Source organism: Carnobacterium gallinarum DSM 4847 (assembly GCF_000744375.1).
GTDB lineage: Bacteria > Bacillota > Bacilli > Lactobacillales > Carnobacteriaceae > Carnobacterium > Carnobacterium gallinarum.
This window is the reverse complement of record NZ_JQLU01000005.1, coordinates 2,775,138-2,796,748: the sequence shown is the minus strand read 5'-3', so window position 1 is coordinate 2,796,748 and position 21,611 is coordinate 2,775,138. Positions and strand designations below refer to the sequence as shown.

At 34.1% G+C, this 21,611-nt stretch carries 18 protein-coding genes; all 18 read right to left on the bottom strand.

Annotated elements, in window-relative coordinates; genetic code table 11:
- Nucleotides 1–79 precede the first annotated feature (79 nt).
- Complete coding sequence (locus BR43_RS17660; RefSeq protein WP_034564370.1) at nucleotides 80–727, bottom strand: metal-dependent transcriptional regulator; 648 nt, start codon at nucleotides 725–727, stop codon at nucleotides 80–82.
- Between the two features lie 213 nt (nucleotides 728–940).
- Entirely contained in the window at nucleotides 941–3,547 is a 2,607-nt protein-coding gene (gene adhE / locus BR43_RS17655; protein ID WP_034564368.1) for a bifunctional acetaldehyde-CoA/alcohol dehydrogenase, read from the bottom strand.
- 465 nt (nucleotides 3,548–4,012) lie between these two features.
- Nucleotides 4,013–4,351 carry a DUF1801 domain-containing protein gene (locus BR43_RS17650; protein WP_034564366.1) on the bottom strand — a complete coding sequence of 113 codons (339 nt, stop codon included), beginning with the start codon at nucleotides 4,349–4,351 and terminating at the stop codon, nucleotides 4,013–4,015.
- Between the two features lie 306 nt (nucleotides 4,352–4,657).
- Nucleotides 4,658–4,942, bottom strand: coding sequence for a post-transcriptional regulator (locus BR43_RS17645; RefSeq protein ID WP_034564363.1), 285 nt, complete (start codon nucleotides 4,940–4,942; stop codon nucleotides 4,658–4,660).
- A gap of 44 nt (nucleotides 4,943–4,986) precedes the next feature.
- Complete coding sequence (gene mprF, locus BR43_RS17640) at nucleotides 4,987–7,557, bottom strand: bifunctional lysylphosphatidylglycerol flippase/synthetase MprF (RefSeq protein WP_034564361.1); 2,571 nt, start codon at nucleotides 7,555–7,557, stop codon at nucleotides 4,987–4,989.
- Nucleotides 7,558–7,733: 176 nt separating this feature from the next.
- Nucleotides 7,734–8,123, bottom strand: coding sequence for a preprotein translocase subunit YajC (gene yajC / locus BR43_RS17635; protein WP_034564359.1), 390 nt, complete (start codon nucleotides 8,121–8,123; stop codon nucleotides 7,734–7,736).
- A 103-nt stretch (nucleotides 8,124–8,226) separates the two neighbouring features.
- Nucleotides 8,227–9,372 carry a tRNA guanosine(34) transglycosylase Tgt gene (gene tgt, locus BR43_RS17630; RefSeq protein WP_034564357.1) on the bottom strand — a complete coding sequence of 382 codons (1,146 nt, stop codon included), beginning with the start codon at nucleotides 9,370–9,372 and terminating at the stop codon, nucleotides 8,227–8,229.
- Nucleotides 9,373–9,397: 25 nt separating this feature from the next.
- Nucleotides 9,398–10,012: a TetR/AcrR family transcriptional regulator gene (locus BR43_RS17625; RefSeq protein ID WP_034564355.1), complete on the bottom strand. Its 615-nt coding sequence runs from the start codon at nucleotides 10,010–10,012 to the stop codon at nucleotides 9,398–9,400.
- Nucleotides 10,013–11,096: 1,084 nt separating this feature from the next.
- The gene (gene queA / locus BR43_RS17620; protein ID WP_034564353.1) at nucleotides 11,097–12,128 is read right to left on the bottom strand and encodes a tRNA preQ1(34) S-adenosylmethionine ribosyltransferase-isomerase QueA; all 1,032 of its coding nucleotides are present in this window, start codon (nucleotides 12,126–12,128) and stop codon (nucleotides 11,097–11,099) included.
- A gap of 15 nt (nucleotides 12,129–12,143) precedes the next feature.
- A complete protein-coding gene (gene ruvB, locus BR43_RS17615) occupies nucleotides 12,144–13,154 on the bottom strand; it encodes a Holliday junction branch migration DNA helicase RuvB (protein ID WP_034564350.1) in 1,011 nt (336 codons plus the stop codon).
- Nucleotides 13,155–13,184: 30 nt separating this feature from the next.
- Complete coding sequence (gene ruvA, locus BR43_RS17610; RefSeq protein WP_034564348.1) at nucleotides 13,185–13,799, bottom strand: Holliday junction branch migration protein RuvA; 615 nt, start codon at nucleotides 13,797–13,799, stop codon at nucleotides 13,185–13,187.
- Between the two features lie 376 nt (nucleotides 13,800–14,175).
- Entirely contained in the window at nucleotides 14,176–14,538 is a 363-nt protein-coding gene (locus BR43_RS17605; protein WP_034564346.1) for a hypothetical protein, read from the bottom strand.
- Between the two features lie 118 nt (nucleotides 14,539–14,656).
- The gene (msrB, locus tag BR43_RS17600; RefSeq protein ID WP_034564344.1) at nucleotides 14,657–15,094 is read right to left on the bottom strand and encodes a peptide-methionine (R)-S-oxide reductase MsrB; all 438 of its coding nucleotides are present in this window, start codon (nucleotides 15,092–15,094) and stop codon (nucleotides 14,657–14,659) included.
- A gap of 114 nt (nucleotides 15,095–15,208) precedes the next feature.
- Nucleotides 15,209–15,718 (bottom strand): DUF1129 domain-containing protein, encoded by a 510-nt coding sequence (locus BR43_RS19325; protein ID WP_051934027.1) that lies wholly within the window; start codon nucleotides 15,716–15,718, stop codon nucleotides 15,209–15,211.
- Nucleotides 15,719–15,721: 3 nt separating this feature from the next.
- Complete coding sequence (locus tag BR43_RS17590) at nucleotides 15,722–16,051, bottom strand: PadR family transcriptional regulator (protein ID WP_034564341.1); 330 nt, start codon at nucleotides 16,049–16,051, stop codon at nucleotides 15,722–15,724.
- A 161-nt stretch (nucleotides 16,052–16,212) separates the two neighbouring features.
- Entirely contained in the window at nucleotides 16,213–16,776 is a 564-nt protein-coding gene (locus BR43_RS17585; protein WP_034565382.1) for a Maf family protein, read from the bottom strand.
- A gap of 29 nt (nucleotides 16,777–16,805) precedes the next feature.
- Complete coding sequence (gene mutL / locus BR43_RS17580; RefSeq protein ID WP_034564338.1) at nucleotides 16,806–18,866, bottom strand: DNA mismatch repair endonuclease MutL; 2,061 nt, start codon at nucleotides 18,864–18,866, stop codon at nucleotides 16,806–16,808.
- A 69-nt stretch (nucleotides 18,867–18,935) separates the two neighbouring features.
- A complete protein-coding gene (gene mutS / locus BR43_RS17575; RefSeq protein ID WP_034564336.1) occupies nucleotides 18,936–21,575 on the bottom strand; it encodes a DNA mismatch repair protein MutS in 2,640 nt (879 codons plus the stop codon).
- Nucleotides 21,576–21,611 lie beyond the last annotated feature (36 nt).

The window sequence follows — 21,611 nt, the reverse complement described above, 5'->3', positions numbered from 1 at the left end:
TTCTTTCCAAGTGATAAAAAAAGCTTATGAATTGCATCTAAATCATTTTAAGATTATAGATTACAAATCTAAGCTTCAATTAAATTGCTTGAATAAAAATATTACAAGCCGCTTTATGACTAATCTGAATCTTTTCGGTTCCTTTTAATAACGTAATTGGTCCTTCATAGGCTCCGATTTCAATAATAGTACATTGATCCCCAATTTCTAATCCAACTGAAACGAGGTAATCAAGTAATTCACGATCATCTAACACTCGTTGAATTTGAATTGTATCGTTTATTTTCATTTCAATTAATGTTTGCAATTCTCTTTCAATAATTCTGCCATCTCGATCAGGAATTACTCCGCCATGAGGACAATTTTTAGGAAACTCTAAATATTCTTCTAAACGATCAGATAAAATAGTGGAGGTGACATGCTCCAATACTTCGGCTTCATCATGTACTTCATTCCATGAATAACCTAAGTTTTCTACTAAAAAAACTTCCCATAAACGATGTTTTCGGACTAAAATGCCTGCTTTCAAAAGACCAGCATCCGTTAACTGCACTCCTTGATAAGGTGTATGCTCAACAAAACCTTCTTTTAATAGTTTAGACATCATTTCACTAACTGAAGCAGCTGATACATTTAAGCCAGAAACAATCTGCTTATTATTGACTTTAGTATGAGCTCCGCCAAGTTCAAATATAATTTTTAAATAGTCTTCTTTATTAGGTGTCATCAATTTCACCTTTCTTTTTCAAGTTATTCCCAATTAGCACATTAAACTCTAATTCATTTAAAGTTTATACACTATCTTATCGAATATTTCGTTAAATATCAAGCACAATTCTTAAATCTGACATGAATTGTCCATAAAAAACCTATTCGCCTGAATCTTATCAAGCGAATAGGTTTGATTGGAGTTTAGTTCATTTTGTTAATAAAAGTAAGCTTACTCACCTTTATAAGAATCAATAATGATTTGACGCAATTCGCTGATTAAAGGCTCTTTAGGATTTGCAGTTGTACATTGATCCATAAATGCTAATTCAGCCATGTTGTCTACAGTATTATCAAGAACTTCTTGAGTAACGCCTTGACCTTTCAAACTCATATCAATGTTTACATCTTTACCTAATTTAATGATTTCTTGTACTAGAGATTCAACTAATTCAGCTGTATTTTTTCCTTTGAAGCCCATGAAGCGAGCAATATCAGCGTAATCTTCGTCTGCACGGAAGAATTCATATTTAGGGAACAATGCATGTTTAGAAGGATCTTTTGCATTGTAACGGATAACATGAGGCATTAAGATTGCATTTGTACGACCATGAGGAATGTTGTATTCTCCACCAATTTTGTGTGCGATTGAGTGGTTAATTCCTAAGAATGCATTGGCAAAGGCCATACCCGCCATTGTTGATGCATTGTGCATTTTTTCTCTAGCTTCTTCGTTAGCTAAATCATATGAGTTGCGTAGGTTTTCAAAGACTAATTTGATTGCTTGTAAGCTTAAACCACGAGTGTAATCACTTGCCATTACTGACACATATGATTCAATTGCATGAGTTAAAACATCCATTCCTGTATCAGCAGTAACTGATTTAGGTACACTCATAACAAATTGCGGATCAATGATTGCTACATCTGGTGTTAATGCATAATCTGCTAATGGGTATTTAACATGTGTTTCACTATCTGTAATAACCGCAAATGGCGTTACTTCAGAACCAGTACCAGAAGTTGTTGGGATACAGACAAATTGTGTTTTTGTTAATGCTGGGATTTTGTACGTACGTTTGCGAATATCTAAGAATTTTTGTTTAGCGCCAAAGAATTCAGTTTCTGGTTTTTCAAAGAATAACCACATACCTTTAGCAGCATCCATTGCCGAACCACCACCAAGAGCGATGATTGTGTCTGGATTGAAGGCTAACATTGCTTCAGTACCTTTTTCAACAGTATTTGTAGATGGGTTAGGCTCAACTTGCGAGAATACTTCAACTTGAACGCTGTTGTTGCGTTTGTTTAATTCTTTCATAACTAAGTCAGCATAGCCAAATTGAACCATACCTGGATCACATACTAAGAAGACGCGTTCTACGTTTTCCATTTTTTGTAAATATTGTAATGAATTTTTTTCAAAATAGATTTTTGAAGGAAGTCTAAACCATTGCATATTATTTCTCCGTTTCGCGATTGTTTTGACGTTCATTAAGTTAATTGTTGATACGTTTTTAGAAACAGAGTTCTTACCGTAAGAACCACAACCTAATGTTAATGAAGGAATCATGTTGTTATATAAGTCACCAATACCGCCTTGGGCAGTCGGAGAGTTAACAAGAATACGACAAGCTTTCATTTGGATACCAAACTCACGAGCAAGATCGTCATTTAAGGTATGAATTGCTGCAGAGTGACCTAATCCGCCTAGTTCAAGCATTGTGTCACATAATTCAAATGCATGTTCTGTACTAGTTGCTTTAATCATCGCTAATACTGGAGATAATTTTTCACGTGATAATGGATATTTTTCACCAGCACCATCGATTTCAGCGATTAAGATTTTAGTTTTTTCTGGTACATTAATACCGGCTAATTTAGCAATTTCATAAGCTGGTTTTCCAACAATTGCTGCATTAACTGCATATTTACCTTCATTCATAACAACTGCTTCTAACTTAGCTAATTCATTTGGTTTTACAACGTATACTTGATGTTTTTCAAATTCAGCTTTCACTTCATTGTAAATTTCTTTATCAACGATTACTGCTTGCTCTGAAGCACAGATCATTCCATTATCAAATGATTTTGATGCAATCACATCATTAACTGCACGTTTGATTTTAGCTGTTTTTTCGATATAACTTGGTACGTTACCAGGTCCAACTCCAAGAGCTGGTTTACCAGTTGAATAAGCTGATTTAACCATTCCAGATCCACCAGTTGCTAAAACAATTGCAATATCAGGGTGATTCATTAATGTGTTTGTTGCTTCAATTGAAGGTTGTTCAACCCATTGGATACATCCTTCTGGAGCACCAGCTTTGATTGCTGCATCATATAATACTTTAGCAGCAGCTGATGAACATTTTTGTGCTGATGGATGGAAAGCAAAAATAATTGGGTTACGTGTTTTAAGTGAGATAATAGCTTTAAACATTGTTGTTGAAGTCGGATTAGTAACAGGAGTTACCCCACAAACAACGCCAACTGGAGTCGCAACTTCAGTGATTTGAGTTTGTTGGTCATCACTGATGACACCAACTGTTTTATTATGTTTAATTGAGTTCCAAATAGATTCCGTTGCAAACATATTTTTAATACATTTGTCTTCGTAAACTCCACGGCCAGTTTCTTCAACAGCCATTTTAGCTAGTGGCATATGTTGATCTAACCCTGCCATTGCCATTTGATGTACAATGTAATCAATTTTTTCTTGATCAAATGTTTCTAATACTTTTAATGCTGCTTGTCCTTTTGTTGCTAAAGCATCAATTGTTGTTTGAACATTATTTTCTTCCACTGCTACTGTTTTTTCTGTTTTAGTCTTTGCCATTTTTTGGTTCCTCCTATGATTTAAAAACTTGATTTTTTAATTGTTAATTACTTCACAAGAACATCATAACCTGTTTTAAATGATTTGTAAATAGTTTTTTGTGATTTTTTTCACTAAAACACAAAAAAACAATAAAAACAGCAATTTATAAGGTTTTAAAACAATAAACATATAGATATTTCAAAGTTCAGTCATTAAAAAAAATAAAGATAACTTTTGAACTTTTATCACAAAGAGAGTTTAAACTACTAACTATCTCTAGTATACACTCTACTAAACGAAATTTTTTTTACTAAATCAATCACAAATAAATCAGTAAATATAAACTTTACCGAATTGGAGAATATGAATTCAATTACGTAAAAAATAGAGTGACCCCAAAAAGTTAGACTTTTTGGGGTCACTCTATTATGAAAAACTGGATTGCTTATCATTTCCATTTTTTATGATTTTTGTTTCACTCTCTTATAAATCTTTTGTGGCTTCTAATAAAAAACTTTTTAACATTTCAAAATCAACTGTTTGACCTTCCGTTATTTTGATCCATTTTCGTTCTTTAGGTCCTGAAAACTCTTTAGGAAATTCAATTTTTTCAGTATTCATAATCATAAAAGCAATGGCATCTTTGCTTGGTGAGATAACCGCTGCGTAGTGACCATTTTTTAAAAAGTGTGGTTTCTTGTATTGAATTTTTTCTTCTATATCAGGTATATTTTCATGCACAAGCTCTCTTAGTTCATTTGTCAATGTAACTTTCCAAGGTTTGTCCAAATTATTAATATAAGTCGTCACCTCTGAGTTCATCTCATTCCTCTTTTCTCTATGAATTGATACAATCATATTTAATTAATACGAGTTTACCACGAACGTACATTCTCTGTAAAGAATAAAAGATCCGCTTAATTAAAGCTTCTGCTAACTGTAATTTAAATAACTTATAAGTATGATTCTGAGTAAAAAAACTAAGAGACTGGCACATAAGTTTTAAAATTGAAAAAACTGCAAGAAATCCATTTTTACAAATGCTGATTTCTTGCAGTTTCTTACTTTTCATTTAATGGATTTTATTCAAATATAATAGTTTTCGATCGCTCACTTAGTTCTTCACTTTTATAAAAGTCCGTCTAAATCCATCTCTTCTAAGGATTCTACTTGATAAATTTGTGCTTGCAATGAAGCAAAATCCAAATAATCATTTGGAGTGAGAGTGACAATTTGTTTAATTTGCTGATAATAGTGGTCTGGAGTAGCCCGCTTCCAGCGAAAACTAATTAGAAAATTCCACAAATCATCCTCTGATATATAAGGATATCCCAATTTAGCAAACTCTTTAACTTTTAAAGCTAGCCAAGGTTCGATGCGTTCATAGGATATAATTGGTTTTTTCTGTTGCAACGGACACCCTCCTTTCCATATAAATTAGTCTCTCTATTATAACACTACTCTTCTTCAATGTAGGTCTTTTTTTTCCCTACGACAATAACTAATTGCAACATAGTAAATAGAATCGAATTTTTTTTGCGAAAAGCCACATATTTTGGAATCCAAGTGGTCACATATTTCTCTTTGTAGTTACGTAAACCAACAAAACCGTAGAATTTCGTACCAAAGCGATAGATTAATCTAGCAACTCGTTCACTTAGAAAACTATATCTAGTTACTCCCACATTAGAAAGTGGCGCCATTCCCATATTAAACTCTACATAACCCGCTTCACGATTTAGTTCAAATAGTTTCACAAATAAATAATCCATTACACCTGAAGGAGCCTTTTGTAAGTCATGACGCATCAAATCAATAGAGATAAGTTTTTCCGTTTCACTAGGCATCATAGAAGCAAAAGCCACAATTGTTCCTTTTTCATCTTCTACAACCGCTATCGGCGCTTGGTTTAAATAATAAACATCATAAAAACCTAATGAAAAACTTTTCTCTTGACGCTTATCTAACCAGCTATCGGATACCTCTTTGATTTCAGCTAAAAATTCCGCTGTAAATGGTGGTTCAACCATTCTAAATTGATAATTTTCGCGTTCAATCTTATTCACCAACGCTCGTTCAGCACGCCGTTTCTTCCCAGATAACGTAAACTCAGCCAATTCAACATGCCCTTCTTCACCGACTTTCATAAAGTCATAGCCTAATTCATGTAAAATCGTCACGAGATCACCGCTAACTTCATAGAAGACTAAACAGTAACCAAAGCGCTCTGCCTCATCCATAAAGGCTACAATCGCTGTTTCTAAATACTGCTTATTTCCAAAAGGTTCTCCCATAATAATTAACTTATCTGCTTCTTTTTTAAATTGAAAAACTAGCTGATCTTTAAGCTCACTGCCATCATCGATTTGATAAAAATAATAATTCTTGTCGCGTAAAAAAACAAGATGACTGACCTCATTGCCACCAAATTCAGCAAGTAATTTTTTCAAACGTGTTTCATCGAAAGCAACGCCAATTGTTAATTTGGAACGCATCAAATAATTCACAATCAAAAGAAAACTAACAATCCCTACTACTACTCCAATAAATCCAATCAACCACATAGAATGTGAAGGAAATAGTAAATTTCTAGGAACTCGTCGTTGCTGGTGAAACCGCGGAGAATTTAAAAATCCTAAGATAATATAGAAGAATAACGTTCCAAAAACGACGCCTCCATCAACAAAGACTTTCCCCCAAGAATAAACTAATTTTACCCGCTGAAATTCATTACGTGCTAGATAAACACAAAAAACTACAAAAGCTAAAAAGAACGTTAAACTCCAAGAAAAATCTTTTTGTAACGTATTCACAATTCCAAAACCTAAAATAATAATAGTCGGCCAATAAGCCTTCTTCACTTTGCTTTCAATCCCCCGTGCTAAGCCCAATAACAAGAACCCAAAAATAACATTACTCAGCTGAGTAATAAAGAAAAAGGTAAAAGGATAGAGCCTTGCAAAAAAATGATTATGAAAGGCTAGATTTGGGACAGTTGAAATCAAAATCATCATAAATCCAGAGAAATAAACAAACACTACTAAAAATACATGGGCAACCTTTTGAATGAGTTGTTTCGGTAATCCATCTAAATAAGTATTTACTTTACTACCGCCATCATGAGCAAAAAATAAAATCCCAATCAAAAATGGAATAATATAGTAAAAAATTCGATAAAATAACAACCAAACAACTGCTAATTCTTTTGATACACCAATTTGTCCTAGCCCATAAATCATAAATACATCGAACGTTCCAATTCCACCTGGCACCATGGAAACAATTCCAATAATCGATGCGATGATAAATATCGGAAAAATATCAACTAAGTTCACTGGTTCTTGCAATAAATAACCAATAACAATAAAGAAACCCAATGCTGAACCCCATTCTAAAATGGAAGCACCTATTAAGACTAATTCGCGTCTTAGAGGTAAATCTTCAAATAAGGTTTTGCTTTTTATCTTAGTAAAAATAAAGACAATTGGAAAATAAGAAGCGCCACCTAATAACCATGGCCAATAATCTTGAAAATTCGTTGCGTAATTTGGGATCGCTAAACTAATTAATCCAATCAATGAATAAATGGATAAACCAGACAATAGAAATAAGGCGATTTTTGAAATTGCTAAAATAATTTCTTTATGACTAGCATCTTTTCCAAAAAAAGTTGCGCGTAATGAGGCTCCTAAAAACCCACCAAAACCACCAATATTCGTAAAAGTATTCGTAATCCAACCGGCTTTAAAAATATGCATCCAACTAAATTCACCTGGTAAAAGTTTTACAATTGTAAAATCATATAACATCATTGGTAGTACCGCAATCAATCCTAAAACAAACATTAAAATAACGGCAATTGGACTTTGAGAAAACAAACTACTTTTTAATTCCTGATAGTTAATATCTGATGCAATTTTTAATACTTGAGAAAGTACAAATAATAAAATAAATCCAATAAAAAAGAGTTTTACCCAAGTTAAATTTTTTTGAAACCACTTCATGAAAAGCTGAACCTTCTCTTTCATCTTAACACACCTCAAACCTCTCCAAATTAATTTTATCTAACTACGTTTATCATACCTAATTGACAAGAATTAATAAAGTAATCCTCCTTCAAATAGTTGAACAAAAACTGTGAGATAAATAAATAAAACTTAGAAAAAAACCAATGGCTTTTTTCCAAGTCTTAGTAAATGACAATTTATTTTGTTTCATCTTCTTTTGTTACATCTAAAACGTCTTCCTCAATGACAACTTCTTCAGTTGCTTCATCAACAGAAACTTCTTCTTTTGTTAAAGATACTTCTGAAACAACAGGTTCTGCTGGTGTTGAAGGTAGAATTCGAGCAATTGCAGCTCTTTCAAAAGTTAAATAGATGCCATCACAATCAAGAGAAACGGTTTTATCAGATTCATTGACTTCATCAACTTCACCATGTAGTCCACCGATTGTAACAATATGATCTCCTTTTTTTAGAGAATCCATCATTTTTTTCTTTTCATCTGCAGCCTTTTTTTGCGGCTTCATCATGAAGAAGTAAAACACTCCAATGATTGCAATGAATGGTAAAAAGCTAATTATTCCTGACATGTACGATTCACTCCATTTCTATACTTTGAAAAACAGTTCATTATATACTGTAACAAACTTTTTGATTTTCAGCTAGTAATTTCCTTTGTTTCTCTTCATTTTATTAGAAGTTTTTGGCATTTGGTTTATTAAAACCATATTCTTCAAAAAAAGCTTCACGGAATTCAAGCAAATTGTCATCCATAATGGCTTGACGAACATTTTTCATTAAGTTTTGCAAGAAGTATAAGTTGTGGTAACTTGTTAAACGCAAACCAAATGTTTCATCTGCTTTAATTAAATGACGAATGTAAGCACGCGTATAGTTTTTACATGTGTAGCAATCACATTTTTCATCAATTGGGCGGAAATCTCTTTCAAATTTAGCATTTTTCACAACTAAGCGTCCAGCGCTTGTCATACATGTACCATTACGAGCAATTCTAGTTGGCAAGACACAATCAAACATGTCTATCCCACGGATAACTCCATCAATTAGCGAGTCTGCTGATCCAACCCCCATCAAATAACGTGGTTTGTCATCTGGAATCAGTGGCGTTGTGTAATCAAGAACTTCATTCATTAAATGTTTGGGTTCACCAACGGATAAACCGCCAATTGAATAGCCTGGAAAATCCATAGAAATCAAATCACGAGCACTTTGTTGACGCAATTCTTTATAACCTGCCCCTTGAATAATTCCAAATAAGCCTTGTGTATTTGGATTTGCATGAGCTTTTAAGCCACGCTCAGCCCAACGAGAAGTTCGTTCGACTGACTTTTTCACATAATCAAAGCTTTCGTCAAATGGTGGGCATTCATCAAAGCTCATCATAATATCTGGACCTAATTTATTTTGAATATTAATTGCTTTTTCAGGAGATAAAAACATTTTTGAACCATTTAGATGATTTCTAAAATGAACGCCTTCTTCTTCAATACGACGCATATCACTTAATGAGAATACTTGGAAGCCGCCAGAATCCGTTAAGATTCCTTTGTCCCAATTCATGAATTTATGCAAGCCACCAGCCTCTTCGACAATATCTTCACCTGGACGTAACCATAAATGATACGTATTACTTAAAATAATTCCGGCTCCCATTGCATCTAGCTCTTCTGGGGCGATACTTTTAACAGTTGCTAGTGTTCCAACAGGCATGAACATTGGTGTTTGGAATGTACCATGTGGCGTAATAATCTCACCAAGACGGGCTCCCGTATGTTTTTCTTTCTTAATTAAACGGTATTTAATTGCTGGTTCTGTCATTTTTATCTTCTCCTATTTTTCAATCTCAATCATTTTCTTCTTCAAATGGACGTAATGTCATATCAATAATATTTTCTAAAGTAATTTTAGACTCTACTGATTCTCCATCCGCCTGTCCAATTTCTTGGAGCAATAATGCAACAATAGCATTATTAAAAATAAAGCTGATTGTTTCATAATCTTTTTGACAAAAATGTTCTGCATCAGGAAATTCTTGTAGCTTTTCCGAAAGCATGGCATTAATGTATTCTTGCTTATAATTAAAAATTGTTTTTGCTTTTTCATTGCCGACTTCTTTAATTGAACCAATAACTACATAACGATGCTTTGTATAGGTATCTTGAATAAAGTGTCCTGTGCGTTTTAATAAATCTCTTGAATCTTTAAAATCCTGTTGAAAAAAAGTATCAACCTCTTCTTTAATTTGATTTGCATGCTGTTTAAAAGCAACATTCATCAAGGCTTCTTTTGATTTGAAATTTTTAAAGATTGTCGTTTCATTGACCTCAGCCTCTTGTGCAATTAACTTGGTTGTTGTACTTTTATATCCAACTTGAGAAATAAGGTGCAATGCAGCATCAATAATCCGCTGTTGCGTACCAGTTATCTGTTTCTCATCTATCGGACTCACACCTTCCATAATATAAATTAAATTAGAACGAATTTTTTATTTTCTATAAAAAAAGCAAGTAGTTACTTTTCATTACACACCAGTATAGCACAGCCTAATTTTTAGAGCAATCGGACTTTTGATCGATTGAATATTATTAGTAAAACCATTTAAATTTTCTATAAAAAATGAATGCTACGTATGAAGTTTAAATTAGATAAAATAAAAAGATAGATGGACTAGTCTTAAACTTAAATTGCTTCGATCTAACAGATTAAAACAGCTCAAAAATCCTTTTTATTCTTATTTTCTAGATTCAATTGTAAAATGCTTCCTGCCAATGGATGAGTCCAATTAATATCTTAGTTATTCCTCTTCCTTCCAAAATCCGATAGGCAGCTTGTCAGTGAATATGATCATCAAAAAAATCTCTATAATTAAAATTTGACATTGCTTTTCTATTATAAAATTTTTTTCTCATCTTTGAGACTCATTTTCAGATTTTCTGGTATTCGGAATTGATTGAAAACTTATGCAGAATCATTAGTAGAGTGTAATTCATAACCTCTATTTTCAGAACCATCAGCATACAGTAAGGTTATAAAAGTACGGTAACAACTTATTAGGGTATGTTTTCCATTTTGAAGTTCTTGTTTAATTTTATCTGAATGACCATTAAGTACGAATAATACTATAGAATTGATCAATTCTATCAAAATTCTTCTTTTGAATACTAAAATATAAAAGCATATCTATTGCAAACGCTTACTTAGCATGTTATACTCTAGATAGTAAGAGAGATGATTATACAAGTAAATCAGAAAAATTTCTCATTTGTTACAATTTTTTGTAAAAGAGCAAGTTAAATCAAATATCGTGTTTTAAGATTACAGATTTCCACTGTTTCGCTCATTTAGTTAAGTACAGTAAAAAGTGTTTTTCGTAAGTGTTAGGAATAGAATCGAAGAAGTAAAGTAAGAACCGAATTTTGTTTTAGAAAGAAATTTAAAGATCGACCTCACTCTTAGTTAAAATGTACTATTGATTTACTTGTATCCTCTCTGATAGATAAAAAAACAGTTGGCGATGAAAAGCCAACTGTTTTTTTGTAGTTTTATTTTACAAACATTGCATCGCCAAAGCTAAAGAAACGATATCTTTCATCAATTGCATGTTGGTAGGCTGCTAAAACATGATCGCGTCCAGCAAAAGCACTAACTAACATCACTAATGTTGATTGCGGCAAATGAAAATTGGTCGAAAAAGCATCTACAACTTTAAATGTATAACCAGGTACAATAAAAATACTTGTCCAACCACTATCTGCTTTGATTTCACCATTAAACTTAGTTCCAATTGTTTCTAGTGTCCGAATAGATGTTGTCCCGACCGCAACTACCCGACCGCCTTGAGCCTTCACTTCTCTCAAAGCTGCTGCACTTTCTTCTGATAAACGATAAAATTCTGAATGCATTTCATGATCCTCAATTGAATCAACACTAACTGGTCTAAAGGTTCCTAATCCTACATGTAAGGTTAAGAAAACCAATTGAACACCTTTTGCTTTAATTTTCTCCAACAAGTCTTCTGTGAAGTGTAAACCGGCTGTTGGAGCTGCAGCTGATCCATTCTCCTTAGCATAAACTGTTTGGTAACGTTCACTATCATCTAAACGTTCTTTAATATAAGGAGGTAAAGGCATTTCACCTAGGGATTCTAATACTTCTAGAAAAATCCCTTCATAGCTAAACTCAATAATCCGTCCACCATGCTCTAGCTCTTCCACAACAACTGCTTTTAAGCGACCATCACCAAATAAAATCTCTGTTCCAACTTTAGCTCGTTTCGCTGGTTTGACTAACGTTTCCCATTGATCACCAGTCGTATTTTTTAATAACAAGACTTCTAAATGTCCACCCGTATCTGGTTTTGTTCCATATAATCTGGCAGGCAATACTCGAGTATCGTTCATGACTAATGCATCTCCAGCATTTAATTCCGCAAGAATATCAGTAAAATGCTGATCTTCTATAGCACCTGTCTGACCATCTAAAATCAGCAACTTAGAAGCAGAGCGATCTGCTAATGGGGTTTGAGCAATTAATTCTTCTGGTAAATCAAAATCAAAATCTTTTGTTGTTAACATTTTACATTTCTCCTACTATTCTGTCTTATATGGATATCCTAGATGTTCATAACCTTGTTTTGTCACCATTCGGCCACGAGGAGTTCGCTGTAAGAAACCCATTTGCAATAAATACGGCTCATACATATCCTCCACCGTTTCCGTTTCTTCACCAATATTGGCAGCAATCGTTGACAAGCCAACTGGTCCGCCTTGATACAATTCAATCATTGTTCGTAGCATTTTTTGGTCAATAAAGTCTAAGCCTTCTTGATCTACACGTAATAAGGCTAATGCTTCATCTGCAATCTCTTGACTGACAACACCATCTGCTTCAACTTGAGCAAAATCACGAACCCGTTTCAATAAACGATTGGCAATCCGTGGGGTGCCTCTTGAACGGCGAGCAATCTCATGTGCCCCAGTTAAATCAATCTGTGTTTGAAAAACATCTGCTGAACGTAAAACAATGTCTTTTAAATCAGTCACAGTATAGTACTCCATATGTGAAACAATCCCAAAACGATCACGCAAAGGTGCCGATAACAAACCAGCTCTGGTAGTTGCTCCAATCAATGTAAATGGTGGCAAAGGAAAGTGAACTGGATGAGCACTAGGACCTTGTCCAACAATAATATCTACAAAAAAATCTTCCATTGCAGAGTATAACATCTCCTCTACCATTCGAGGCATTCTGTGAATTTCATCAATAAATAAAACATCACCCGCTTCTAATTCATTTAATAAAGCGACTAAATCTCCTGCCTTTTCAATAGCCGGTCCACTAGTTGTCCGAATGCCAACATTCATTTCATTGGCAATCACCATTGCCATCGTTGTTTTTCCTAATCCAGGCGGTCCATATAACAGAACGTGATCTAATGCTTCTTCCCTTGTTTTAGCTGCTTCAATATAAATAGTTAATTCTCGCTTAACCTTATCTTGCCCAATATATTGGCTTAATCGTTGTGGGCGCAAGGATTTCTCTATTGACTGCTCTTCAAAATTCTCTATTTCACCAGATATAATTCGTTCTTCCTCATTCATTTTTTTCACCACTTTTCATTCAAGTATCCCTTATTTTTTCATTAATAAACGCAATGCCGCTCTTAAGTAAGCATCTGTTGATTGTTCATTTAAGCTACGAATCTTAGGTTCAATTCGTTTGATTTCTTTAGCACTATACCCTAAAGCCAGCAATGCTTCCATCGCTTCCTGTACAGGTGCATTATTACTCGTTAATTCTAATTTCTCTTGTAAGGCTCCCGTCACTTGGCTAATCGGTACAGCTAAATCATCTAATTTGCCTTTTAAATCTAAGACAATTTGTGATGCTGTCTTTTTCCCAACTCCAGGGAATTTAGTCAAATAAGTGACGTCATCGCCTTCAATTGCTTGCACTAAACCAGTATGATCATCACTAGCAAGAATTGCTAAGCTACTTTTAGGTCCGATTCCTGAAACACTAATTAATTTTAGATAAAGCTGTTTTTCACTAAAATCTTTAAAACCAAATAATGTAATCGCATCTTCACGAACAGCTTGATAAACATAAACTTGAACTTCTTGATTTAATTTGCTTGAAAAACGGAAAGGATTGGCAATTAACAATTGATAGCCGATTCCGTTATTTTCAATGACAATATAAGCTGGTCCGACAAACGTCAGTGTCCCTTTAATATATTCATACATTTTATAAATGACTCCCATCACACTACATTTTTCTGAATGAAATAGTACATTCGTTCCCGTATGCATTTTACCATATTTTCACTGCAAAATGCGAAAATCTTTTGAAATACGCAAAAATACTCCCTCAAAGCAGTTGGTTATGAAGGAGTATTGCTACGTTATTTTTTCGGTTGATACTGACTTACTCGGCTGTCTTAAATTTGATCTGACCAATTTACCCCATAACTAAACTCGTAAATACGCCCTAATTCATCTTAGTAGCAACTTCATATCAAATGGTACAACCATAACCATCTTTGTCTCTTACTAGATCCCAAATTAAATCTTATGAATTTTTACACTAACTCTTATTTATTCATAGGAAAATAGAAACCAATTAAGATATTCTTTTAAATTCAAGGTACATTATATTCTCTTCTAAATAGTATCGTCCAAGATACTCTCGATTCCCACTCAAAATACCTGACAGTTCCCCCTTTACAAAGCAACCTTTATCTTCAAACGTTCCATGTTGGACATGCGCTTCATTCTCACTTTCAAAATAGCTATAACCTAGATACGTTGAAGTTGATTGATGACTGTCTTTTTCATTCAGTTCAAGATAATGAATCGTATACTGAGAATATAGTTTACCCATGATTGCACCAGCAACCTGATATTCTGCTGTAGCTTGAGAAATTCCGTTGATTGGTTGACTTTCAGTCCAGTTAAGTAAGATACATTGACTTTTTAAATTCATTTTTTACTGCCTCATTTCTTAATTTATTCCCTTAGTATACGTCTTTAACCATGACAACTGTCTGTCAGCATAAAAAAATACAAACACTCCTACAAAGGAAATGTCTGCATTGAATGAATTAATTAAAATATTTTTGATACGCACCATAGCCTTGAGCCTCTAATTCTGCTACTGGAATAAAATGCAAGGCTGCTGAATTAATACAATAACGTAAACCGCCTAATTCTTTTGGTCCATCGGTAAAAACATGACCTAAATGGGAATCAGCTTCTTTACTACGAACTTCCACACGACGCATTCCTAACGTTGAATCAGTTTTTTCAACAACTTCTTTTTCTGCAATCGGTTTTGTAAAAGCAGGCCAACCACAACCAGCATCGTATTTATCTTTTGATGTAAATAAGGGTTCTCCACTAACAATATCTACATATAACCCATTTTCATAAAAGTCATCATATTCACCTGTAAATGGACGTTCTGTTGCATTATTTTGTGTTACTTCATATTGAATATCGCTTAACTTACTTTTTAAATCCGCTTTGTTTTCATTTGTCATCCTGCTCACCTCATTCTTTCTACATTCTATTATAGCAAAAAAAGTAAAAATAGAGGCTGAAGTTGCTTACTAAACTATATTTATCTATTTTATTGCCAGTTTAGTTACTTCTTGTCAAACCGTTGCAATAAAAAATTCAATCCCCACCAAACAAACAATGACTACTGTAAAAAAAAGCCAAGAATAAATCAAACTTTTCATTTTTGGCAAAAAAAGTAACTTTTTTAATACTTTAAACGTTAACATCACTACCACTAGTAAATAGCTAATCCGAATGAGTATACTCCACCAATGAAAATCAGATAAAAATAGCGACATACAAACAACTACGGAAACACTAACTAACACTAAGCCGAATTTAAACAAAGCAGACTTATTTTCTCCTGGTAAATTTGCAAGTAGTTCATCACAAAAACGTTCACTATTAGAGCCAAATAAATCAAGATACGATCCACCCTTTTTTTGAATTTCTAATAAATGGTCTATAATCTCAAGGAGCAACTCTTCCGTTTGCCGCTCCTCAGCATGAGAAAGTCGCAAATAAACAACAACATCTCCATAAGCTCTTTCATTCTCAGAAGTTAGTTGCTTTCTCAAACGATTATTTTCTTCTAAATAATCCATCTCTCATCCCTCCAAATTCATATCTAAGATTGTATTAATGCTTGTTGAAATTTTGTTCCATTTTAACTGAAACTCTTGTAAATAATTATTTCCAGCTGGTGTAATCGAATAGTATTTACGTTTTGGCCCCTCATTAGAAGGTAACATACGACTACTAACATATTTTTGCTTTTGCAATTTTAGTAAAACTGGATAAATACTTCCTTCACTGACCATATCTAGTCCATAACTTTCTAGTTTAGTCACCATTTCATATCCATAGGTCTCATGTTCCTTAATAATTGTTAAAATACAACCTTCTAGTAATCCTTTTAATATCTGGCTAGTATCCATATAATATCACCTTTATCAGCTCACTTGCTTTGCAAGATAGCTAGTCTTTTTTTCACTATCTTGCAAAGCAAAATAGCTAATATCTCCATTATACTAATTAATCTTAATTTGTAAAGTAAAAAAAGGCAGTTTCATAAAAATGAAACTGCCTTTTAAATAACCTATTTAATAAATCCAACCTTTTTCAACATCCGATACACGGTGGCGATTGGAAAGCCAGCAACACCATAAAAATCACCTTGAATCTCATCCACCAGTAAGGCACCTAATCCTTGGATTCCATACGCTCCTGCTTTGTCCATCGGCTCACCAGAATCCACATAATCAGCAATTTCCTTGGCTGTTAAAGGGTGCAAGGTCACTTTTGTATCACTGATCTGAGTTTCTTCCGTTATACCATTCGTTAAATACACTGCCGTATACACGTGATGTGTTGTCCCGCTTAATGCTTCTAACATTTGTTTTGCCTCTGCTTCATCGGCTGGTTTTCCTAAAACTCGTCCATCTAAATAAACAATCGTATCGCTGCCAATAACTAAATCCGTTGGATAGTCTTGTGCAACAACTTGTGCTTTACGTTTTGCTAATTCGGCAACAATTTCTGTGCCAGGTAGTGTTTCATCAATCGTTTCATCCACATCTGAAATGACTACCTTAAAATCAGGGGTAATCCGTGCTAATAGCTCCCTACGTCTAGGAGAGCCTGATGCTAAAATTAATTCCATTGGTTCTAACCTCACTTTAACTTGATTCATTAATGGGGATCTTGAATCCGTTTAAACATTCGTTCCATATCTTTATTGGTAAAATGAATTAGTACTGGACGACCATGAGGACAATTATAAGGATTTTCTGTTTTACCTAGATCAACCAATAAAGCTCGTGCTTCTTGAGCATTTAAATGATGATTGGCTTTAATTGATCCTTTACAACTCATCATAATAGCGGTTGCTTCACGAAATTTTGCAACACTTAAGCTACCATGCTCTAGCAATAAATCCACCATTTCTTTAATAATCTCTTCCTCTTGTCCACGATTAAACCAAACAGGATGACTCCGAACCAAGAAACTATTTTGTCCAAAAGGTTCTAAAAATATACCAATTTCTTCCAATGCCTCATTATTTTCTTTGATTTTAATTGCATCACTATTCGGATAATCTAGCATAATTGGAACTAATAAATCCTGTAAATCACGACTAACGTCTCCAATTTTTTTACGGAAATATTCATATTTAATTCGTTCTTGCGCCGCATGTTGATCTAAAATATACAGACCATTTTCATTTTGAGCAAATAAATACGTGCCATGCATCTGCCCAATATATTCTAAAGCTGGCAAATGAGCCATTTCTTTATTCGCTAATTTTGCTTCTTGCTTCATTAATTTTTCAGCTGTTTTTACAAAAGACTCCTCATGTAACTCAAGCAGTTCACTAGAGCTTTGCTCCATAAATTCGCTAGCAGATTGGGATTCTTTAGCTGACTCTACTTGATACGGCTCCGTTGGAAATTCTTCTTCAATCTGATCTTTCTTTAAATATAACTCACCTTCACTAGCGTTATAGCCAATTCCACGTTCAAAGGGCGTTTCTTCACGCCAACTTGAATTAGAAGTTGGAATTGATTTAAAAGGAATTGTTTTAAATTTATCTTCTTCGCTTATCTGAAGATTTTCTTGATCAAATTTAGGAGATTGTTCTTTATTTTGAACTAAATCAATCTTTTCAGTAGGTCGATCTAAATTAATTTTCGTTTGTTCTGATTGAAAACGTGTTTTATCATAAGGGCGCTTAAAACTAAAACTTTCTAACGATTCTGGAATCAACTGCTCTTGACTTAAACACTCATGAATCGCAGCTTCAATTAAAGCCATCAATTCTTTTTCTTTACTAATTCGGACTTCTTGTTTAGTTGGATGCACATTGACATCTACCAATAAAGGATCCATTTGAATCGATAAACATACAATTGGATAACGCCCAACCATTAGTTTAGAGCGATAGCCAGAAACAATGGCTTTATTCAGCAAATAATTCTTAATATACCGACCATTAATCATAATCGACATATAATTACGACTTGCTCGTGTTAGTTCAGGCAGTGAAATATAACCAGAAAGTTTAAAGTCCAAATCTTCTTTTGTGATTTCACGCATTTTTTTCGCTACTGAAACACCATAAATACCAGCTAAAGTTTGCTTTAAATCACCATTTCCTGATGTTCGTAACAATTGATTGCCATCGTGTACTAATCGAAAAGCAATCTCAGTGTTGCTCATAGCCAAGCGATTGACGATATCTCCAATAGTGGCTAACTCCGTCTGAATGGTTTTGACATATTTTAGACGAGCAGGTGTATTAAAAAATAAATTCTCAACAGTAATACTTGTTCCTTTACGAGCCGAATGCCCACGTTCTTCCACAATATCGCCACCTTTAAGTGCCAAATAACTCCCGGCACCCATTCCAGTTGCTGTTTCTAGTTTAATCTCAGAAACCGAAGCAATACTAGGTAAGGCTTCACCACGAAAACCTAACGTGCGAATTCTAAATAAATCATCTCGTGAATGAATTTTACTTGTGGCATGACGTTTAAAGGCATTTTTAACATCATCGGATGCAATTCCTGCACCATTATCAATAATCTGAATTTTTTTTAAGCCAGCTTCTTCAATCAAAATATCAATTTGTGTGCTGCCAGCATCAATTGCATTTTCAATAAGCTCTTTGACGACTGAAGCTGGGCGCTCTACTACTTCACCAGCAGCAATTTGATTAGCTAATTTCTCAGATAATTCAATGATTTTTGCCATTTTAAAACTCCTTTCTGACAGAAAAGCTAAGAACCCGCGCTCTTAGCTATCTTCAAACTGTTTAATTTATTAATTTTCTAGTTTTTGCTTCAATTGATTTAATAAGTTGATGGCATCCAACGGAGTCATTGCCATTAAATTCATTTGATGAATTGCGTCAATTACTTCTGCTTCATTTGGATTGATGGCATCAAATAAAGAGATCTGTCCTTCTGATTCCTCCACCTTATCCACCATCTCAACTGCTTTAGATCCTGCAGTAGCACTTTCTTCTTTACTTGCTACTGCATAAGTTGGTTGATAGTCTAAAACCACGGTATCTTGCTGTTCAAGTTTTTCAAGAATAGTTGCAGCGCGTTCCAATAACTCCTCAGGTAATCCAGCTAATTTTGCCACATGAATCCCATAACTTTTATCAGCTGGTCCCGGCATCATCTTGTGTAAAAAGACAACCTCTCCATCTTCTTCAACTGCTCCAACATGAATATTTTCTAACCCTTTAAGGCTATCTTCTAAAACTGTCAATTCATGGTAATGGGTAGAAAATAACGTCTTAGCATGAACATTTTGATGAATGTATTCAATAATTGCCTCAGCTAATGCCATCCCATCATACGTTGCAGTTCCTCGTCCAATTTCATCAAATAAAATTAAACTACGGTCTGTTGCATGACGTAAAGCTTGATTTGCTTCCATCATTTCTACCATAAACGTACTTTGCCCAGAAATCAAATCATCTGCCGCACCAATTCGAGTGAAAATTTGATCAAAAATGGGTAAATCTGCTGATTCTGCAGGAACAAAGCAGCCCATCTGTGCCATGATAACAGTTAGCGCCAATTGACGCATATAGGTACTTTTCCCTGACATATTCGGTCCAGTAATTAATAAAATATCTGTTGCAAGATCCATTTCAACACTGTTGGGTACATAACTCTGTTGACCAAGTACTTTTTCAACAACTGGATGACGACCTTCAAGTAACTTAATTTCATGCGCTCCAGCTGTCATTGTGGGTTTAATAAAATGATATTTTTCACTGACAACGGAAAAACTTTGCAAGACATCAATTGTTGCCACTGTTTTTGCTAAATGTTGCAAACGTTCAATATAGCTTTTCACTGTTTCACGAACTTCAGTGAATAATTCATATTCTAAAGCCATCGACTTCTCTTCAGCTTCTAAAATTAAAATTTCTTTCTCTTTTAAAACTGGCGTAATAAACCGTTCGGCATTCGCCAAAGTTTGTTTGCGTTCATACGTTCCTTCTGGCAAATTAGCTAAATTAGACTTTGTAATTTCGATATAGTAACCAAAAACACGGTTATAACCAATTTTCAAGCCTTTAATTCCAGTTTTTTCACGTTCTTCCGCTTCTAATTGTGCCATCCATTGTTTGCCATTACGCATCGCATCACGGTATTGGTCTAGACGCTCATTATAGCCATCTTTGATCACACCACCATCTTTTAAGGAAAGTGGAGCCTCTTCATCAATCGCCAATTGAATTAACTCAACAACCTCTGGAACTGGATCTAACGCTGTTAATAATTGGTCCCATTCAGTATCATTAATAATTGCAATAATATCAATTAATTGTGGGATTTGTAATAAAGACGTTTTCAATTGAATTAAATCTCGCCCGTTAACATTTCCAAAAGCTACCCGACCTGCTAAACGTTCTAAATCGTACACTCTTGTTAATGCCTCATTCAAATCAGTTCGTTCAAAGAAATGATTCATTAAGCTCTCCACAATTGCTTGACGCGATTTAATTTTTTGTTCTTGAATCAGAGGACGATCAATCCATTGTTTTAATAAACGCCCTCCCATAGCCGTTTTCGTTTCATCTAATAGCCATAAAAGAGTTCCTTTTTTTTGACCATTGCGAATTGATGAACTTAATTCAAGATTATATTTAGAATAATGATCCATCTTTAAAAAATGGGCTGGAATGTATAACTCAGCTTTTTGAATATGAGCTAAACTTCTCTTTTGTGTCACACTTAAATAAGACAGTAAAACCTTTAAAACTGGCAACACAGCTACGTTTTCTATCTCACTTGTTAAATAAGAAAATTCGGCATTTTCCAAAATTTCTTGTTGATAGGAAATCATCACACCTAATTTATTTTTTAAATCCATTTGTAGCGCTTCATCTTCATCTAAACGATTAAAGACAATTTCTTTTGTTTGAATTCCAGAAAGTTCATTAATTACATCTTCCAAAGAAGTTAATTGAGTTGCTTTTAACTCCCCTGTACTTAAATCAACATATGCCAAATCAAACTGCGTTGGACTTTGCATCATTAATGCTGATAAATAATTATTGGTTTTTGCATCTAAATTTTTTGTTTCAACAGCTGTTCCTGGTGTGACTAATTGAACAACTTCACGTTTCACCATACCTTTAGCTGTTTTTGGGTCTTCTACCTGTTCACAAATAGCTACTTTATAGCCTTTTTCAACTAAAATATCAATATAACCTCGAGCAGCATGATAAGGTACACCACACATTGGAATAGGTTCATCCGCATTACGATTCCGGCTTGTCAATGTAATTTCTAATAATTGAGTAGCTTGAATCGCATCATCATAGAACATTTCATAAAAATCACCTAAGCGATAAAATAAAAAAGCATCTGGATATTGAGCTTTAATCGCTAAATATTGTTCCATCATGGGTGTATTTTTTGTTTTTTGTGGCATCTTTCTCACATTCCTCCTGTTACAACTAGTTACAAT

Bases quoted from the DNA above. Each gene is read 5' to 3' on its own strand.
- BR43_RS17625 (WP_034564355.1), bottom strand. From the start codon at position 10,012: ATGGAAGGTGTGAGTCCGATAGATGAGAAACAGATAACTGGTACGCAA.
- queA (WP_034564353.1), bottom strand. From the start codon at position 12,128: ATGTTAACAACAAAAGATTTTGATTTTGATTTACCAGAAGAATTAATT.
- tgt (WP_034564357.1), bottom strand. From the start codon at position 9,372: ATGACAGAACCAGCAATTAAATACCGTTTAATTAAGAAAGAAAAACAT.
- BR43_RS17650 (WP_034564366.1), bottom strand. From the start codon at position 4,351: ATGAACTCAGAGGTGACGACTTATATTAATAATTTGGACAAACCTTGG.
- msrB (WP_034564344.1), bottom strand. From the start codon at position 15,094: ATGACAAATGAAAACAAAGCGGATTTAAAAAGTAAGTTAAGCGATATT.
- ruvB (WP_034564350.1), bottom strand. From the start codon at position 13,154: ATGAATGAGGAAGAACGAATTATATCTGGTGAAATAGAGAATTTTGAA.
- mprF (WP_034564361.1), bottom strand. From the start codon at position 7,557: ATGAAAGAGAAGGTTCAGCTTTTCATGAAGTGGTTTCAAAAAAATTTA.
- BR43_RS17590 (WP_034564341.1), bottom strand. From the start codon at position 16,051: ATGGATACTAGCCAGATATTAAAAGGATTACTAGAAGGTTGTATTTTA.
- yajC (WP_034564359.1), bottom strand. From the start codon at position 8,123: ATGTCAGGAATAATTAGCTTTTTACCATTCATTGCAATCATTGGAGTG.
- adhE (WP_034564368.1), bottom strand. From the start codon at position 3,547: ATGGCAAAGACTAAAACAGAAAAAACAGTAGCAGTGGAAGAAAATAAT.
- BR43_RS17660 (WP_034564370.1), bottom strand. From the start codon at position 727: ATGACACCTAATAAAGAAGACTATTTAAAAATTATATTTGAACTTGGC.
- BR43_RS19325 (WP_051934027.1), bottom strand. From the start codon at position 15,718: ATGGATTATTTAGAAGAAAATAATCGTTTGAGAAAGCAACTAACTTCT.
- BR43_RS17605 (WP_034564346.1), bottom strand. From the start codon at position 14,538: ATGAATTTAAAAAGTCAATGTATCTTACTTAACTGGACTGAAAGTCAA.
- BR43_RS17585 (WP_034565382.1), bottom strand. From the start codon at position 16,776: ATGGAATTAATTTTAGCATCAGGCTCTCCTAGACGTAGGGAGCTATTA.
- mutL (WP_034564338.1), bottom strand. From the start codon at position 18,866: ATGGCAAAAATCATTGAATTATCTGAGAAATTAGCTAATCAAATTGCT.
- ruvA (WP_034564348.1), bottom strand. From the start codon at position 13,799: ATGTATGAATATATTAAAGGGACACTGACGTTTGTCGGACCAGCTTAT.
- mutS (WP_034564336.1), bottom strand. From the start codon at position 21,575: ATGCCACAAAAAACAAAAAATACACCCATGATGGAACAATATTTAGCG.